The sequence below is a fragment of the Pseudoflavonifractor capillosus genome (assembly GCF_016899775.1).
Classification (GTDB): domain Bacteria; phylum Bacillota; class Clostridia; order Oscillospirales; family Oscillospiraceae; genus Lawsonibacter.
In genome coordinates, this window is record NZ_JACJJE010000002.1 from 77,984 (window position 1) to 94,773 (window position 16,790).

A 16,790-nucleotide genomic window follows, 5' to 3' on the forward strand; every position below is an offset into this window, starting at 1 on the left:
GGCTGTCGAAAAAGTCCATGGACTTTTCCGACAGCCTGCAAAAATGCCATTACTTTCCCGCCGTTCAGCGGCGGAAAAGTCCTCGCTGCGCTCGCTGAACGCCTTGCCAAGCAAGGCATTCAGGGCATTTGATCCCACTCGAGGCGGGCTGCTGCCCCCTCGAGCTCCCCCGCCAAAACTTGGGCTAATTCGTCTTAACAGAGATTTTTAACAAGCTGGGGCACACCCCGGCGTCAGCCGGGGTGCGCCCGTAAGTAACATCAGGGGGCTTCAACGCCCCATTCCCGTCCGCTGATTACAGCTGGGCGAGGGCGTTGGCCAGCTCGTCGGTCATGGCAGTCGCCTTGGGCGCAAACCGTCCATTCTCCGCAGTGAGCAGCCCGCCGTTGAGCACCTGCGCCACACTGCTCTGGGCCCAGCCGGAGACAGACGCGGCGTCGGAGCAGGCATTCAGGGCATCCTGGCCCGCAGACAGGGCGCGGCCCTGAAGGGCGGCATAGCGGCTGAGCATTACAGCCAGCTGCTCCCGGGTGACGGGGGCATTGGGGGCAAAGGTACCGTCCCCATTGCCGGCCGCGATGCCGTTCTGTGCGGCCCAGGCCACGGCCTGGGCGTAGGCGGCGTCGCCGGACACGTCGGTGAAGGAGGAGCCGGAGGCCGCGGGGGAGCCGGCGTCCTCATAGAGGGCCTGCACCGCGTCAGCGCGGGTCATGGGCTGGGCCTCCACCGGAGTTTCAGGGGCGTTCTCCTGCTTCTCAATGGTGAAGGTCTGGTCAATGGCCTCCACCTGGCCGTCGGCAGTGATCTGATAGGTGTCGATGGTGAAGGAGTCGTCGTCCATCTCAATCACCGAGTAGCTGGGCAGCCAGTTCTGGCTGCGGACAGCGATGTAGTCCTGCTGGGTGGCCAGCAGCTCGTAGAACTTGGAGCCGGAGGCGGAGTTGGCGGTCATGTACAGGGTGCCCTGGGGATTGACCACGGTGGTGCCGCTCACGTCCTCGATGGTGTAGCACAGGTTGTCCTGCTGGAAGGCGGACTGAAGGGCCTGGCCCGCCGTGTCGCCGTCCTCAGGGTACAGGGGGATCTGCTCGCCGGTGGCGATGTTATAGGCGTGGTCCCAGTCATAGTCCATGCCGGTCTCATCCAGCTGGAACTGGTAGGCGCCGTGGGTCTGGCCGTCCCCGTAGAGGATCTTGGAGCGGCTGTAGGTGTGATCATGGCCCTGGAGCACCACGTCGATGTCGTACTCATCGAAGATGGGGGTGAGCTGGGTGCGCAGGATCATGCCGTCGGTGTCGGAGTGGTCCAGGCCGGAGCCATAGATGTCCTGGTGGATGGTGACCACACGCCACTTGGCGTCGGGGTAGGCGGCCACGGCCTCGGCGATGGCCTGCTCATGCTCGGCGGCGTTGTAGTTGTTGGTGTTCAGTACGATGAACAGGCCCGGGCCGTAGGAGTAGTAGTAGTCGCCGCCGGCCTGGGTGGTGCCGTAATCGGTGGTGTTGGGGTTATTGAAGTGGTAGGTGTAGTCGGGATTCAGAGAGTCGTGGTTGCCGATGGTGGTGGCCACAGGCAGAGAGGCCAGCACCTCCGGGTCCAGATACCCCGCGTACTCCTCCTCCTTGGCCTGGCCGGTCTTGTTGACCTGGTCGCCGGCGGAGATGATGAAGTTCAGGTCGGGGTTCTGCTGCGCCGCGATCTCCAGGGTCCGGTTCCAGCCGAAGCTGTCGTTCCGGGCGGCGGTGTTGGCGGCGCCGGAGTCGGCGTTCAGGGACTCGCTGCCCTGAGTCTGGCCCTTGGAGGCGCCGATCTGGGGGTCGCCCACATAGAGCATCTTGATAGAGGAGAAGCTTCCGGTGGTGTACTCCACGGGCTCGGTCTGGACCCCGTTCTTCTCCACGGTGTAGTAGTAGGTGGTGTTCTCCTGCAGGCCGGTGACCGTCACATGGTTGTAGTCATAGGCCACGCCGTCGGTCAGGCTGGTGTCCACCGCGGCGGCGGTGCCGGTGAAGGCGGTGAGGCTGTTGGGATCGGTGCCGAAATGGACCACCGGGGTGGCGGCAGAGCCGTTGTTCTGGCTGTACCAGGCGAAGTTCAGCTGAGTCTCATCCTCGCCGGGGGTCAGGGACACCTTGGTGTAATCCGTGGCGACCGTCTCCCACTCCTGGACCCACTGGTTCCAGGCCTCGGAGCCGCCGGTGACGCTGCTGTCGTTGTACGGGGTGGCCAGCGCGGGGATACAGGCTCCCGCCAGGGCCAGCGCGCTCAGAGAGCAGGCCAACACAGTTCGATATCTGCGCATTTTGTTTGACTCCCTCTTTCTTCCTTAGAGTTTCCAACGGGGCCGTCCGAGGCCGGTACAGGCGGCGCACATCCGGTCCGAATTGGGGACGTTTTCCGTTCCGCGCCACAGTATAGCACCGGAAAAAACCGGCTTCAAGGGCATTTAATCAAGGATTTTCAAACATTTAAATTAGACTTAACAAAACCAGCCTAAAGTGTCCGGCTGGAAAAATCTTCTCTTTTTTACGAAAAACATACACCAATTTTACGAAGGTGTGGTATACTAAAAATTACTTATGCTCACGTTCGGCGCCTCTATCCCCGCGTCAGGCGGAGCGTTTAAAGCGAGGGAACAGCATTATGATCTACGGAATCGCGGACGTGGGGTCCAACACCGTCCGCCTGTCCATTTACAAGTGCGAGGGCGGGGAGATCCGCCTGCTGATGAACCGAAAGGTGATGGCCGGCCTGGCCGGCTACGTTCGCCACGGGGCCCTCACCCCCGAGGGGATCGAGGTGGCCTGTCAGACTTTGCAGGGCTACCGCTCCCTCATGGACAACCTGGAGCTGCCCGACCTGCGGGTGTTCGCCACCGCATCCCTGCGGAATATCTCCAACACGGAGGAGGCGGTGGGGGCGGTGATGGCGGCCACCGGGCTGCGGGTGGACGTGCTCACCGGCCGGGAGGAGGCCGAGCTGTCCTTCCGGGGGGCCATCCAGAACGCCGGACTGTACACCGGACTGCTGGCCGACCTGGGCGGCGGCTCCACTGAGCTGGTCTCCTACCGGAGCCGGGCCATCCAGAGCGCATGCAGCCTGTCGGTGGGCTCCTTGTCCCTGTTCAGCAAGTACGTCTCCAAGCTCCACCCCACCAAGGAGGAGCGGCGGGCCATCCGCCGGGCCGTGGAGGAGCAGCTGGAGCAGTTCGTCCCCCAGCATCCCCCCGCCCGGCACATCTGCGGCGTGGGCGGCACCGTCCGGGCCGCCTGCAAGGTGGCCAACGCCATGTTCGACCGCCCCGCGGGGGACCGGAGCCTGGACCGGGACGAGCTGAAGGAGATGCTCCAGCGGCTGAAAAAGCCGGGCAGGGACGAGCTGCGGCTGCTGCTGAAGACCGTCCCGGACCGGATTCACACCATCATCCCCGGCCTTCTGGCCCTGGACACCATCGCCAAGGCCTATGGGGCCCAGACCATCACCGCCAGCGCCTGCGGCGTGCGGGAGGGCTATCTCCTCGCCCGGGTGCTGGGGGAGCCCCTGGAGGACCAGAGCAAAATCACGCCATCCACATAAAAGAGAGGGAATAGAAGCTATGGCAAAAGAAGTAGATACCCGATATACCCAGGACCGGGAGCTGTCCTGGCTGCGCTTCAACGAGCGGGTGCTGGAGGAGGCCAAGGACGAGAGCGTCCCCCTGATGGAGCGCCTCAAGTTCGCCGCCATCTTCACCAGCAACCTGGACGAGTTCTTCATGATCCGGGTGGGCTCCCTGTACGACATGACCCTGGTGAAGGAGGAGCACATCGACAGCCGCACCGGCCAGACCCCGGAGCAGCAGCTCCAGGCCATCTTCAAGGCGGTGACTCCCCTGTACAAGCAGCGGGACAAGGTGGTGGAGCAGCTGGAGAGCCGCCTGCGGGCCTGCAACATCTGCCGCATGTCCATGGACGAGATGGACACCAAGGAGCGCAAGCAGGTGGAGAACTGGTTCCAGGATGAGGTGCGCCCCATCCTCTCCCCCCAGGTGGTGGATTCCCGCCACCCCTTCCCCCACCTGTCCAACAAGACCCTGAACGTGGTCCTGCGCCTGGAGAGCGAGGGCCAGCAGTTCCTGGGACTCATTCCCGTGCCCCAGAGCCTGCCCCCCTACTTCACCCTCCGGGAGCGGGGGCTGCGGTACATTCTCACCGAGGACGTGATCGCCGAGTACGCCAAGCGCCTGTTCCCCGCCTTCGACGTGAAGGGGAAGGCGGTGGCCTCGGTGACCCGGAACGCGGACATCAGCCCCGAGGATGAGACCTACGAGGTGGACGAGGATTTCCGCCAGCACATGCGGAAGATCGTGAAAAAGCGCAACCGCCTGGCCCCGGTGCGTCTGGAGCTCCAGGGCGGCCGGGACGACCGGGCCATTGACTTTCTGTGCAGGCAGCTGAACCTCTCCCGGGAGCAGGTGTTCTTCTCCAAATCCCCCCTGCGCATGAAGTACGTCTTCTCCCTGGAGGGCCAGCTGCCCCCCGAGAGCAAGACCGCCCTGTGCTATCCCCCCTACACCCCCAAGGCCAGCAACTTCCTCCGGCCGGAGGAGAAGGTGCTGCCCCAGGTGCTCCACCACGACGTGCTGCTGTTTTACCCCTTCCAGTCCATGGACCCCTTCCTGCACCTGGTGCGGGAGGCCTCCTCCGACCCGGACGTGCTGTCCATCAAAATCACCATCTACCGCCTGGCCTCCAAGGCCAAGCTGGCCGAGTACCTGTGCGCCGCCGCCGAGAACGGCAAGGAGGTCACCGCCCTCATGGAGCTGCGGGCCCGCTTTGACGAGCAGAACAACATCCAGTGGGCCGAGCGCATGGAAGAGGCGGGCTGCACCATCCTGTACGGGGCGGAGAACATCAAGGTCCACTCCAAGGTGTGCCTCATCACCCGCCGGGACAAGGGCAAGATCCAGTATATCACCCAGGTGGGCACCGGCAACTACAACGAAAAGACCGCCAAGCAGTACACCGACCTGTGCCTGATGACCGCCCGGCCGGAGATCGGCGAGGACGCCGCCGCCCTGTTCCGGAACATGGCCACCGCCAACATGGAGGGGAACTACAAGCAGCTGCTGGTCTCCCCCTATCAGCTGCGGGACAAGTGCATGGAGCACATCGACCGGGAGATCGCCAAGGGCAGAGACGGCTATATCTTCCTGAAACTCAACTCCATCACCGACCGGAAGCTTATCGACAAGCTGGCCCAGGCCTCCCAGGCGGGGGTGGAGGTGGTGATGAACGTGCGGGGCATCTGCTGCCTGCTGCCGGGCATCGCCGGCCTCACCGACCGCATCACCGTGTTCTCCATCGTGGGCCGGTACCTGGAGCACACCCGCATCTACCGCTTCGGCCGGGGTGAGGATGCGGCCCTGTACATCTCCTCCGCCGACTTTATGACCCGGAACACTGAGCGGCGGGTGGAGGTGGCCTGCCCGGTGCTCTCCCCGGAGGTGCGGAAGAAAATCTTCCACATCATCGACGTGCTCACCTCCGACAACGTGAAGGCCCGCCAGCTGGGCCCCGACGGGGAGTGGCACGCCCGGAAGGTGGGCAGCGCCCCTTGCTGCAGCCAGGAGGTCTTCCAGGAGGAGGCCATCCAGGAGGAGCAGTCCATCCCCGAGCGCCCCGCCAAGCCCAAGAAGGGCAAGGAGTCCCTCTGGAAACGGCTGTTCGGCCGGGGAAAATAATCTCAAACACCACAGCGGGCGGCTCCAGATGGAGCCGCCCGTTTTTATCTCTCCCAGGCTTCGGCGTTTTGGAGCTCCACCCGGTCCAGCTCCTGCCCGGATTCATCGTAAAAGACCGCGGTCATACGGCAGTTGATGGGGGGAATCCAGTGGTATCCATGGTAGAGGCCCCAGTCCGCCACATAACTCCAGATAAAATCTCCAGTGCCCTGCATTTTCTCCTCTCCCAGGACAAATTGAAAGGCCCCCTCCTCCAGGGCTTCCCCCTCCAGGGTGACGGTTCTGGCGCGGTACTCTGTCGAACTCTCCGGCCAGCTCCTCAGAATGTCCTCCCGCTGGGAACTGTAGGAGGAGCTTCCCCCGAATGAAGCGTACCAGTAGGAGATCTCCAGGGTCAGCTGGGCGGAAGTGGTCCCCTCCGGCGCGTCCGCCGCTACGATACGGATTCCCCCCGTGGAAATAACCTGCTCCGGCACCGGGGCCAGCACCGGCCCATCCCCCTCCCGGGGCCATAGGCAGAACTCGTTCTGCCGCCCCATCACCAGCCAGCGCGGGGTCAGCCCCACCAGCCACTCCCTCCGCCCCACCTGAACGCTCCCCTGAAATTGGGAGTGGGGGGACAGAAGGGCCTCCCGCTCCAGACGGCGCAGCTCCCGCCGGGCGGGGACGGGCCAGCCGGCGCACGTCCAGATCACCGCGCCCAGCACCCCGGCCAGCAGAAAGTTGCGGAGAATCCGCCCCCGGCGGCCCAGTTTTCCTCTCTTCACGGTCCATCCTCCTCCCGCTCCAGCAATATGGTGATGGGCTCCTCCCCGATGTCCAGCACCAGGCAGACCCACTGGGCGTCCCGGGGCACGCTGCTCACCTGGCCGTCATCCCACCACCCCAGGCCGGAGCGCCTCCAGCTGGGCCCGGAGACATTCCGGCGCTGGTTGTATCCATTCTGGTCCACCACCAGCCCCCGGAGGACGTTGCTCATCCGCCCCTCAGCCCGGCTGATGTAGATATTTCCCTGGTCATCCTCGGCCGACCAGTACTCGTTATAGGAGGGGCTCTCCCAGAACCGGGGGCTCGACGCCCGCCAGGCCACCTCCAGGGTCCCCAGGTCGTCCCCCTGCTCCAGGAGGCACAGGGTCCCCTCCGCCTGAATGGTGTACTGCCCCGCCTGGACCGTCCCGCCGGAGAAGGGGATCTCCACCGCCCAGCTGTCCTGGGTGCCCCCAACGTTCGGGGCGGTGACCTGGGTCCAGAGCCACCCGCCAAACTGGCAGACCCCCACAGCCAGCACAATGCCCAGGGCAACCTGGCTGGCCCGCCACAGGTACCCCAGCCAGGGCTTGTGAATTTTGGCCAGCTCCTTCCCAATCTCCTCCGGGTCGCCCATGCCGGACAGGGCCATCTGGGTGGCCTCCCATGCGGACAGGTCCGGGAAGATGCGCTGTAAATCCTGAATTTTGTCGTCCAGGTGGGCGTCCAGCTCCGCCCGGACCGCTTTCCGGTCGGGGCCGAATTGAATCCCCTCCGTGGCCTTGTCCAGCCACTGGGCCACGGGGTGGCCGTTATCCTGCTCCATGGTCTCATCCCCTTTCCGAACAATCTATTGGTTCAGAAGAATATCATTCAGAACATCATACAGTCCTGGGTCATAGATGACGCCCGGCTGGAAATTCTCCGGCAGGGTCCCCTCCTGCTCCGTAAGCGGACCCCCGTCCGTCCGGTACAGCTCCAGGGTATAGGGCAGGCCCTCCAGATCCTTGGTACCGTACTTCAGATCCCCGTCGGTGGTGAGGGCGGAGTCGATGGGAAACCAGAAGGCCCACACCCCGTCGGCCCAGCGCTCCCCCTGAATCGTCTCCACCGGCTCCTTTGCGTTCTCGATCCGGTCTGTGATGGTCGCCTGGGCTCCGGCCGCCTCCTCCGGGACCTCCAGGAACAGCAGCACATGGAACAGAGTCCCGTCCTCTCCCTGGAGAAGGGCGGACAGAGGAACCGGCGTGATCCCCTCCTCCCGGGGCCACAGGGTCAGCCTATTGCCAAAGGGGTTGTTGGGCTGAAAGAGGCAGCCCACGGCAATCTGATCGGTATACCGGCCCACCAGGACGGTCCTGGCGGAAGAGGTCCCCAGCTCCCCCACGGAGAGGGGCGTTTCCCAAGTGCACATAATTTCGCTTCGGGCGAGAAATCTGGTCCGCTCCATCTGCCGGAAGGTCAACTCCGCCGTGGGCATGGGCCCGCCCCGGCTGGCCCAGACCACAAAGCCGAAGCACAGGGTCAGCAGCAGATTGCGCGCGATCTTTTCCTTTCGGCTCAGCGTTCTCTTTTTCATTGCGTCTCCTCCCGCTCCAGCACCACGGGGATGGTCCCTTCACCCGTCTCAATGTTGATTTGAATCCACTGTGCCTCCTGGGGCACGCCATAGACGGTCTGTTCCCCACTCCACACCAGAGCACCTGTAAATTGCACGGAACCGACATAGGGGAGTATACGTTCCCCATCCCAGGTCCGGTCCCAGATGCTGGTATAGACGGTTCCCCGGTCGTCCACCGCGGTCCACGCCTGGCTGAACTCCCCGTCTGGCATCTCCCAAAAGCGGGGGCTGGCCGCCCGCCAGGTGATGTGCAGCTCCCCCATCCCCTGGATCAGGGCCGCTTCCTCCACCCAAAAGGTATAGTTGTTGATCCGCACCGGCTCCTGTCCCGCAAAAGCTGCTTCCACAACCCATTCGGGCTCCGCTTCCCTATCACTTCGGATACCCGCATGGGGGGCCAAGGTCCCCACCTCTGCCAGAAAGCTCAGCAGTACCAGACCCAGCAGCACCTGACTGACCCGCCATATATACCCCAGCCAGGGCCTGTGCACCTTGGCCAGTTCCTTTCCAATCTCCATCGGATCGCCCATCTCTGAGACCGCCCGCTCCCGGGCCTCCGCCTCGGTCAGGTCGGGGAAGATGCGCTGAAAGTCCAGGGCCTTATCCTCCAGGTGGGCTTCCAGCTCCGCCCGTACCTCTTTCCGGTCGGGGCCGAAGTGGATGCCCGCCGTGGCCCTGTCCAGCCACTGGGCCACGGGATGCTTGCCGCTCTCCATACGATCTCCCCCTCCTTACAGATTGCCGCCGGACACGTCATTGGCCGCCAGCTCCGTCCGGCCCAGTTCCCCGCCGGCCTGGTCAAAAAAGACCACAGTGATGTGACAGCGGATTGGCATGCTCTGCGGCAGATAGTACCCCTGGTAGAGCTTCCAGTCCACCGCCGCCAACAGGGCGGTCTCCCGGATGCTCTCATCCTGCAGGCTCCTGGGGAGCTCCGGGTCCCAGACCTGGAACCGGAAGGCAAAGGCCCCCTCCCCCAGAGGCTCCCCCTCCATCTGGTAGGTGTGTTCCCAGTAGGCGGGGGTCTCTCCAAACCAGTCCCGCTCCCGCTGGGCGCAGGTGAACCAGGGACTGGTGTACCAGCAGGAGACGTCCAGGGTCATCCGGGCGGAGGCTGTTCCCTCCGGCGCGCCCGCCGCGGCAAAGGCCACCTCCCGCATCTCCAGAGTATACATGGGCTGGGGGGCCACCGCCGGGTCGTCCGGACCGGTCCTGGGCCACAGGTAAAACTGGTTTCCTCCGCCCAGATCCCCAAACACCAGCCAGCGGTCGTTGAGCCCCAGGGCCCAGGGCCCCCACCACGCCGTCTCCAACACCCCCTGAAACTGGGAGTGGGGGGTGAAGAAGCTCTCCCGCTCCAGCCGCCGCAGGGTCCCCGCCGCCGTAAGGGGCGGCGCACCCTGGAGCAGCCAGATCAAGATGCCGGCCAGGAGAGTAATCAGCAGGTTGCGCCCGATACGCCCCCGGCGGGACAGGATCTTCTTTTTCCTCACGGTGCTCCCTCCTCCCGCTCCAGCACAATGGTGATGGGCTCCTCATCAAAGTCCAGGATCAGACGCACCCACTGGGCCTCCCGGGGCACGTTCCACACCCGGCACCGCCCCGTCCAGCCCAAGCCGGAGCGCTCCCAGGTTGTGGCGGGCACATATCGGTAGCTCTCGGCCACATAGATAGCCATGTCCAGATCCGCGTGGGAAAAATAGACATTCCCCAGATTGTCCTACGCCCGCCAGTACAGGTGGCTGGTGGGCTCCTCCCACACCAGAGGGCTGAAGGCCGTCCAGGCGAGCGCCAGTTCTCCCACGTCGTGTCCTTCTTCCATCTGTAAGACCCCCTCCACCTGGAGGGTATAGCCGCCCGCCTGGACGGGCCCCTGGCTGGAGAATGGGATCTCCGCCTCATAGGTCCAGAGGGACTCCTCCGTCTCCGTCTCTCTTGGGTTCAGCCAACTCCAGGCCAGGGGGACGGCCACCGCCACAAGCCATATCAGAGCGCCCCCCGCCAGCACCTGACTGGCCCGCCACAGATACCCCAGCCAGGGCTTGTGAATTTTGGCCAGCTCTTTCCCGATCTCCACCGGGTCGCCCATCTCGGCGGCGGCCCGTTCCTGAGCCTCCGCCTCGGTCAGGCCGGGGAAGATGCGCTGAAAGTCCAGGGCCTTGTCCACCAGGTGGGCCGAGAGCTCCGCCCGGACTTCCTCCCGATCCGGCTTGAAGCGGATGCCCGCCGTGGCCCTGTCCAGCCACTGCTCCCAGGGGATGTGATGTTGATTTTCCATGGGCGCACCTCTCCTTCCACATCTCGGTCCCTCGTCCCGTTCAGCTCAGCCAGGTCCGGTGGACCGTCCGGGGGATCGTCCCTTCCAGGGACTGGAGCAGTCCGCCGTCCGCGCCATACAGCTTTAACTCGTAGGCACAGCCGTCCAGCTGGTCCGTATTCTGGACCACGCCGTCCTCCTCCACCCGGCGGACACCATCGAGGTCCTCAAAATACCACACGCCGTCTCCCGCGTCCTGTCCCTCTACAGGCCCCGCGGGCTCGTACAGCAGTTCCCCGAAAAGTTCCAGCTCCGCCCGGGCCGTCTCCTCCGGGACATGGAGCACCGCCAGCCTTCTCTCGTCCAGCGGCACCGGGCTGGGCCCCTGGGCGATGGGGCAGACCCACAGATCCTGCCAGCTCCAGGTGTACGGCCGGGACGGGGAATCCACAAAGCCGCACACCGCCTGATTCCCCGCCTCGTCCACAAACCAGTACCCGCTGAGCCACGTCCCCCGGCGAAACACCACTTCCCCCTGGGGCAGCATGTAGAGCCGCTCCATCCGCCGGAAGTTCATCTCATAGGTGGGCAGGGGGTACCCGTAGCGCGCCCAGAGGACGGCCAGCAGTGCCAGACAGACCAGCAGGTTCCGCACCACCCGCCCCTTCCGGCTCAGCCTGGGCATTTTCAGCTTCCGTTTCATGGGGTTCCCCCGCCTCCTTCCCGCGACAGGTCAATGGTCAGGGAGAACACCGGCTCCAGCGGCCCGTAGTCCAGCCGCACCCACTGGGCCGCCGGGTCCACGTCCGATAAATAGAGCTGCCAGCCGGCGAAAAAGGGGCCGCAGTCTGTCTCCCCGATGCAGTTTTGGACGCCGCTTCCCTCCCCGGACAGATCATACACATTACCCAGGTCGTCCACGACGGTGAACCAGTTCCGGTCCAGCACAGACCGCTCCCAAAAGCGCCAGGTCTCCACCCGGAAGTAGGCGTACAGCTCCAGCTCCCCCCACCTCTGCCACTGGACGGAGCGGAGCAGAGAGACGGTCTGCCCACCGACCTGCACCTCTTCTCCCAGGTACTCCCGCACGGAAAGCTGGTCCGGGTCGCCGCAGGGGGTGTAGAGCTCCTCCGAGGTGTGCCGGACCGCATGGATGCTCTCCGGACTGCCGTACCAGCTCTGCCGCTCCTCCCCCGCCCCGGGCAGGTCGTCAAAATCCCACAGGACCCGCCCCGTGTGGGTGTCGTAGTAGTGGTCCATGTACATTCCGCACCAGAGATGCCAGAGCACCAGCAGAACGATCAGCACCCTGGAGGCCCGCCACAGGTACCCCAGCCAGGGCTTATGAATCCTGGCCAGCTCCTTCCCGATCTCCTCCGGGTCGCCCATGTCCGAGGCCGCCCGCTCCCGGGCCTCCGCCTCGGTCAGGCCGGGGAAGATGCGCTGAAAGTCCAGGGCCTTGTCCTCCAGGTGGGCTTCCAGCTCCGCCCGGACCTCCTCCCGGTCAGGCTTGAACCGGATGCCCGCCGTGGCCCTGTCCAGCCACTGTCCGGCGGGGTTTGAAGTTTTGTTGTGTTCCACGGCGCAAGCCTCCTCTCCTTCCCAGCGGGGCCCGGCCCGCCCGGTCTATGGGGAAAACGTGTAGCCATATTTAATTGGGTAAAACGTGGAGGTATGAGTTTCCTCCAGGCCGCTGTCGGGCAGATTCCCCGACTGCTCCCACAGCAGGCTCCCGTCCTCCCGGTACAGCTCCAGGGTGTAGGGCAGTCCCTCCAGGCTCCGGCCGCCGTACCGGACTGGCCGTCCGGCGGTATAGTCCGCGCTGAGCTCCCCCGCGATGGGGTAGCGGAACATCCACACGCCCTCCGCCATTTTCTCCCCCTGGGCGGTCTCCACCGGCTCTATCAGATTTTCTATACGCCCGGTGATGGTGAGCTCGGTCTTTGCCGCCTCCTCCGGCACCTGGAGGAAGAACAGGACGTTATCCGTGTCCATCTCATTCCGGTGCAGCGGCTGCGACAGGGGAACAGGTGTGGGCTCCTCCCCCACCGGCCAGGGCTCCAGAGTATTCGTGCTGGAGCGAAGGGGTTCATAGAGATAGCCCACGCTGTATTGGTCCCCGCTGCGCCCAATGACGATGTGCCGGGGCTCGCCGGAGCTGGTCGTCCTCACCGGGAACGGATTCTCCCAGAGGCACACGATCTGGCTGCGGGGGACCAGCGACCGGTCCTCCAGCTGCCGGAACCTCAGCTCCGGGGTGGGCATGGGACAGCCCAGCAGCCCCCAGAGGGGGACGGCGCACAAAATAGCCGCCGCCAAATTCCGGAGGATTCGGAACCCCCGGGTGCGTGTCTTTTTCATTCCGTGCCGCCTCCCTCATCCAGTTCCAGCGTCATGGAGAACAGGCGCTCCGCGCCGAACCAGTAGTCCAGCCGCACCCACTCCGCCGCCGGGTCCACGTTCTGGACCCGGAGCTGGATTCCGTCGTGGAATGGGCCGCCGCCCGTCCAGCCGGTTCCGTCAAAGAAGCGGGCGTCCCGGTCCTCCGTTTCCGTAGGGTTGTAGGGGTACTGATTCCCCAGGCTGTCGGTCACCGTGAACTGGTCCCAGCGCAAATCCCCCAGCGCCCAAAATTTGGGGGACTCCACCCGGAAGTAGCAGTACAGCGCCAATCCGCCCCTGGACTGCCACTCCTGCCACAGGGCGGCCCGGCGCAGGCGGACGGTGCTCCCCGCAACCTGGACCGCGGGGCCGTCCTCCCACACCTGAAGCTGGTCCGGGTGGCCGGAGGGCAGATAGGTCTCCCGGGGCGTGAGCCCGTTTCCAAACATGTCGTAGGCCTCATTGCTCATGGGCAGGCCGTCCGCATCCCACAGCTCCAAAAAGATCTGACCGTCGTCCACCGAGAAGGCGCTGTAAAAAACCATCCCGCTCCACAGCAGGGAGAGGCAGGCCAGCCCCAGCACGACCTGGCTCACCCGCCACAGGCAGCCCAGCCAGGGCCGGTGGAGCCTGGCCAGTTCCTTCCCAATCTCCATCGGGTCGCCCATCTCCGAGACCGCCCGCTCCCAGGCCTCCTCCTCGGTCAGCTCCGGGAAGATGCGCCGCAGGTCCATGGCCTTGTCCTCCAGGTGCTCCTCCAGCTCCGCCCGCACCGCCTTCCGGTCCGGCTTGAAGCGGATGCCCGCCGTGGCCTTGTACAGCCACTCGATCACCGGACCCAGAGTGGTTTTCATGGCTTTTCCTCCCCTCTGCTCTTGCTGCAATGCGCCTCAGGGCTCTGTCGCCCACGTCACAGGCCGCTCCCCCATAGAGCCGCCGTCCCCGTCAAACAGCTCCAGCCGGCAGTCCGCTCGGGTGATGGTGCAGTCCCGCCAGGGTTCTCCGTCCTCTGTTGTCTCATAACCAAAGCCGTCAAACAGCTCCTTCAGCAAAATTCCCTCCCGGGGCGTTCCGGCATGCATCTCCAACTTCATCAGACCGGAGTCCTCCAAAGTTCCCCGGGCCGAAAGGATAGTCGAACCCTGCTCATAGTCCTGATTCTGGGAACCATCTCCCAACTCATACTCCAACAAGATGGTCAGTTCCGCCCCTACTGCCCCCTCTGGGGGATTAGGATACAGCCAGGTCCCCCGCTCCATAAAACCGTCGTTGCTGTATGGCTCTGTCCACCGGAACAGCACCGGCCCCTCGTCCAGAGAGGCGTACTCCAAAGGGGAGCTGACCTCGCTCCAGAACAACTCTGACTGGTATATGGCGGCCGTATATGCGTAGTTCTCTCCGGTGACCAGCACCTGGGGGGAGTCCCACAGGCCGCCCCACTTCTCCCGGCACCGGACCGTCCCCGGCTCCAGGAGCAGGGTGCGCTCCAGCTACCTCAGGGCCCCCGCCTCCGTCCAGGCGGGACAGCCCGCCAGCACCCAAGAGGCAATCACCAGAAAGGCGGCGAAGAACAGGTTGCGCGCCAGTCTGGCCCGCCGGGACAGTCTGGGCAGGCGGAATTTCTTCTGTCTCATGGCTCGGTCACCTCCAGGGAGATGGGGATGGTCAGATCCGCCCCCATCTCGGTGTAGCGCAGGTCCACCCGCTGGGCCGACCGGTCAATGATCTCTATGGACACCTCATACCGGTCGGTGAAGATGCCGTCGTCCAGCCGGTCAATATGTAAAACATGATAGAGGCCCCGCTCCGGGTAGACCATATCATCGTAATACTCCCGCGAGGAGAGGATCACGCCGCCCCGGTCGTCCTGGGCCCACATGTTTTCCTCCACCAGGTAGTTCAGCCGCTCCATGGGCCGGGGGTGACGGACCTCCAGCTGGAAGTACACCACCCGGGACGTCTCTCCGTTCCCCATGGCAACATTCCACAATTCTCCGCAGTCTGTGGAAAAGGTGTACTCCCCCGCCTGGACCGGCCCGCTGTCCGCCAGGGGTCCCAGATAGTCCAGCCCCGACTCCTCGTAGATAGCCGCGATGGGGGGATCATAGTCGCCGTACCAGGAGTGAGGGCCGTCCAGCAGGTTGGAGATGCCGTACTGATAGGTCCGGTTGGCAAACAGCAGCACCGCTGCCCCGATCACCAACCCCAGCAGCACCTTGGAGGCCAGCCAGGCGTACCCCAGCAGGGGTCTATGCAGCCGGGCCAGCTCCCTCCCGATCTCCTCCGGGTCGCCCATCTCGGCGGCCGCCCGCTCCTTTGCCTCGTCCTCGGGCAGGCCGGGAAAGATGCGCTGAAAGTCCAGGGCCTTGTCCTCCAGGTGGGCCGAGAGCTCCGAGCGCACCGCCCGCCAGTCAGGCCCAAAGCGGATGGCCTTGGTGGCAGCATCCAGCCACTGCCCCACCGGGTCCCGTTCCATTTTCATGGCGCTTCCTCCCTTCGTGGTGTTATGACGGAAATTTCTGTGCCTCCCCAGAAAGCATTCCTTGGGCGGACGGGAGGGGCGCGCCAGTCGCGTCCCAGAACTCCAGCCGGTATTCGGCCTGCACGTCCTGGCAGGTCCTGACCCAGCGGTTGTCCGCCGCGGCCTCGTATCCCACGCCGCCCATCAGAGCGCAGAGGGCCATTTTTTCCTCCGGGCTGTCCGCCTGGACGAGAAAGGAGACCACGCCGTAGGCGTCCCGCTCCCCCTCCGCGGAAAACCGGAGGGTCTGGGACTCCTCCCGCCCGTCCTCCCACCGCCACAGACAGGGGGCGCGGAGGGTCAATCGGGCGGAGACCGCCCGATCCGGGGGATTTGGGCAAAACAGCCGCCAGCTCTCCCGCTGGCCGCCCAGCAGGTCCCATCCGGACAGGGAGAGAAGACCGGGGGACTGGTCCAGGGAAATGGCTTGATAGAGGACCGCATTTCGCCCGAACAGGCTGCGGCCCAGGTCCCGATTGCGGACCACGCCAGTGTAGGCGTAGGTGTCTCCAAGGACAAAGACCCACTGCTCCCCGCTTTGGCCGCCGTCCCGCTGGGTATAGAGGGTCTGCCCCGGGTGGAGGAGCAGCCCCGTCTCCATACGCCGCAGCGCCCCCTGGGTCGTCCAGGCACTCCGCCCGGTCCCCAGGCAGAAGGCCAGGATCAGGGCCGCGGCCAGGGCCAGATTCCGGAGCACTTTGGCCCGCCGACTGAGCCGGGGCAGGCGGCGCGAAATGGTTCTTCTCATGGCGCTGCCTCCTTCCACATGACCGGCATGGAAAATTTGGCCCCCAGGTAGTCATACCGGAGGGTAATCCCCTCCGCCGCCGGGTGGGGCAGAGGGATGAGAAAAGAAAACTGCTCCCGGAAGGGACCGTCCCAGCCGGTCTGCCCGCCGGAGATGGCCGGAGCGGTTCCGGCCTCCTGTTGGCTGGGGATGGGAGTTCCAAAGGAGTCCTCTGCCCAGAGGCACTCCCCAAAGGCGGAGGACAGCCCCTCCCACGGGCGGGGGGTCTCCGCCTCCAGCACCAGATAGACCGCCTGGGCCTGGCCGTCCGGGGCGGTCCAGAGCTCCGCCTCCCGCAGTCGGAAGGTGTACGCCCCGGCGGTCTGCTCCCCCCAGCAGGCCAGGGGCTGCCGGCTGAGCCCCTCCGCCTGGCCGCTCAGCTCAGAGGGGATGCTCTCTCCCCCGGGCCACAGGACATAGGACGGAAGGTCGGAGAGCAGGACGGCCAGACCGATGACCACCGCCGCCAGCAGCAGTTGGGAGACCCGCCAGAAGTACCCCAGCCAGGGCTTATGTACCTCGGCCAGCTCCCTCCCGATCTCCTCCGGGTCGCCCATCTCAGAGGCGGCCCTCTCTTTCGCCTCCTCCGCCGTCAAGTCCGGAAAGATGCGCTGGAGGTCCAGGGCCTTGTCCTCCAGGTGCTCCTCCAGCTCCCGGCGCACCTCTCTCCGGTCCGGCCAAAAGCGGATGCCCGCCGTGGCTTTGTCCAGCCACTTGCCCGTCTTTTCTCTGGACTCCTTCACCGCCCATCCT

19 protein-coding genes are annotated in these 16,790 nt (G+C 64.9%); 2 read left to right on the forward strand and 17 right to left on the reverse strand.

Annotation, left to right across the window (positions count from 1 at the left end; genetic code table 11):
* Nucleotides 1–295: 295 nt before the first annotated feature.
* Nucleotides 296–2,302 (reverse strand): S-layer homology domain-containing protein, encoded by a 2,007-nt coding sequence (locus H6B31_RS01230; protein ID WP_204896830.1) that lies wholly within the window; start codon nt 2,300–2,302, stop codon nt 296–298.
* A 341-nt stretch (nt 2,303–2,643) separates the two neighbouring features.
* On the opposite strand from H6B31_RS01230, the gene H6B31_RS01235 reads away from it, so the two are divergent.
* A complete protein-coding gene (locus tag H6B31_RS01235) occupies nt 2,644–3,576 on the forward strand; it encodes a Ppx/GppA phosphatase family protein (RefSeq protein ID WP_204896831.1) in 933 nt (310 codons plus the stop codon).
* Between the two features lie 19 nt (nt 3,577–3,595).
* Nucleotides 3,596–5,722: a polyphosphate kinase 1 gene (gene ppk1, locus H6B31_RS01240; protein WP_204896832.1), complete on the forward strand. Its 2,127-nt coding sequence runs from the start codon at nt 3,596–3,598 to the stop codon at nt 5,720–5,722.
* A 44-nt stretch (nt 5,723–5,766) separates the two neighbouring features.
* On the opposite strand, the gene H6B31_RS01245 is transcribed toward ppk1, so the two are convergent.
* The 16 genes from H6B31_RS01245 to H6B31_RS01320 all read right to left on the reverse strand — a co-directional run bounded on the left by H6B31_RS01245 (nt 5,767) and on the right by H6B31_RS01320 (nt 16,780).
* Entirely contained in the window at nt 5,767–6,489 is a 723-nt protein-coding gene (locus H6B31_RS01245; RefSeq protein ID WP_204896833.1) for a hypothetical protein, read from the reverse strand.
* A complete protein-coding gene (locus H6B31_RS01250; RefSeq protein ID WP_204896834.1) occupies nt 6,486–7,295 on the reverse strand; it encodes a hypothetical protein in 810 nt (269 codons plus the stop codon). The genes H6B31_RS01245 and H6B31_RS01250 overlap by 4 nt, the downstream gene beginning before the upstream one ends.
* Nucleotides 7,296–7,319: 24 nt before the next feature.
* Nucleotides 7,320–8,048 carry a hypothetical protein gene (locus H6B31_RS01255; protein ID WP_204896835.1) on the reverse strand — a complete coding sequence of 243 codons (729 nt, stop codon included), beginning with the start codon at nt 8,046–8,048 and terminating at the stop codon, nt 7,320–7,322.
* On the reverse strand, nt 8,045–8,806 hold the full coding sequence (locus H6B31_RS01260; RefSeq protein WP_204896836.1) for a permease prefix domain 1-containing protein: 762 nt from the start codon (nt 8,804–8,806) through the stop codon (nt 8,045–8,047). Before H6B31_RS01260 ends, H6B31_RS01255 begins: the two co-directional genes overlap by 4 nt.
* A gap of 15 nt (nt 8,807–8,821) precedes the next feature.
* Nucleotides 8,822–9,583 (reverse strand): hypothetical protein, encoded by a 762-nt coding sequence (locus H6B31_RS01265; protein ID WP_204896837.1) that lies wholly within the window; start codon nt 9,581–9,583, stop codon nt 8,822–8,824.
* A complete protein-coding gene (locus tag H6B31_RS01270; protein ID WP_204896838.1) occupies nt 9,580–9,768 on the reverse strand; it encodes a hypothetical protein in 189 nt (62 codons plus the stop codon). The genes H6B31_RS01265 and H6B31_RS01270 overlap by 4 nt, the downstream gene beginning before the upstream one ends.
* 42 nt (nt 9,769–9,810) lie before the next feature.
* A complete protein-coding gene (locus tag H6B31_RS01275; RefSeq protein WP_204896839.1) occupies nt 9,811–10,368 on the reverse strand; it encodes a permease prefix domain 1-containing protein in 558 nt (185 codons plus the stop codon).
* A gap of 40 nt (nt 10,369–10,408) precedes the next feature.
* A complete protein-coding gene (locus H6B31_RS01280) occupies nt 10,409–11,050 on the reverse strand; it encodes a hypothetical protein (protein ID WP_204896840.1) in 642 nt (213 codons plus the stop codon).
* The gene (locus H6B31_RS01285; protein ID WP_204896841.1) at nt 11,047–11,928 is read right to left on the reverse strand and encodes a permease prefix domain 1-containing protein; all 882 of its coding nucleotides are present in this window, start codon (nt 11,926–11,928) and stop codon (nt 11,047–11,049) included. Before H6B31_RS01285 ends, H6B31_RS01280 begins: the two co-directional genes overlap by 4 nt.
* Before the next feature lie 45 nt (nt 11,929–11,973).
* The gene (locus H6B31_RS01290; RefSeq protein ID WP_204896842.1) at nt 11,974–12,708 is read right to left on the reverse strand and encodes a hypothetical protein; all 735 of its coding nucleotides are present in this window, start codon (nt 12,706–12,708) and stop codon (nt 11,974–11,976) included.
* The gene (locus H6B31_RS01295; RefSeq protein ID WP_204896843.1) at nt 12,705–13,583 is read right to left on the reverse strand and encodes a permease prefix domain 1-containing protein; all 879 of its coding nucleotides are present in this window, start codon (nt 13,581–13,583) and stop codon (nt 12,705–12,707) included. The genes H6B31_RS01290 and H6B31_RS01295 overlap by 4 nt, the downstream gene beginning before the upstream one ends.
* A 36-nt stretch (nt 13,584–13,619) precedes the next feature.
* Nucleotides 13,620–14,141 carry a hypothetical protein gene (locus H6B31_RS01300; RefSeq protein ID WP_204896844.1) on the reverse strand — a complete coding sequence of 174 codons (522 nt, stop codon included), beginning with the start codon at nt 14,139–14,141 and terminating at the stop codon, nt 13,620–13,622.
* Nucleotides 14,142–14,219: 78 nt separating this feature from the next.
* Nucleotides 14,220–14,363: a hypothetical protein gene (locus H6B31_RS01305; RefSeq protein WP_204896845.1), complete on the reverse strand. Its 144-nt coding sequence runs from the start codon at nt 14,361–14,363 to the stop codon at nt 14,220–14,222.
* Entirely contained in the window at nt 14,360–15,211 is an 852-nt protein-coding gene (locus tag H6B31_RS01310; protein ID WP_204896846.1) for a permease prefix domain 1-containing protein, read from the reverse strand. Before H6B31_RS01310 ends, H6B31_RS01305 begins: the two co-directional genes overlap by 4 nt.
* Nucleotides 15,212–15,233: 22 nt before the next feature.
* Nucleotides 15,234–15,998 carry a hypothetical protein gene (locus H6B31_RS01315; protein ID WP_204896847.1) on the reverse strand — a complete coding sequence of 255 codons (765 nt, stop codon included), beginning with the start codon at nt 15,996–15,998 and terminating at the stop codon, nt 15,234–15,236.
* On the reverse strand, nt 15,995–16,780 hold the full coding sequence (locus H6B31_RS01320) for a permease prefix domain 1-containing protein (protein WP_204896848.1): 786 nt from the start codon (nt 16,778–16,780) through the stop codon (nt 15,995–15,997). Before H6B31_RS01320 ends, H6B31_RS01315 begins: the two co-directional genes overlap by 4 nt.
* Nucleotides 16,781–16,790: the final 10 nt, after the last annotated feature.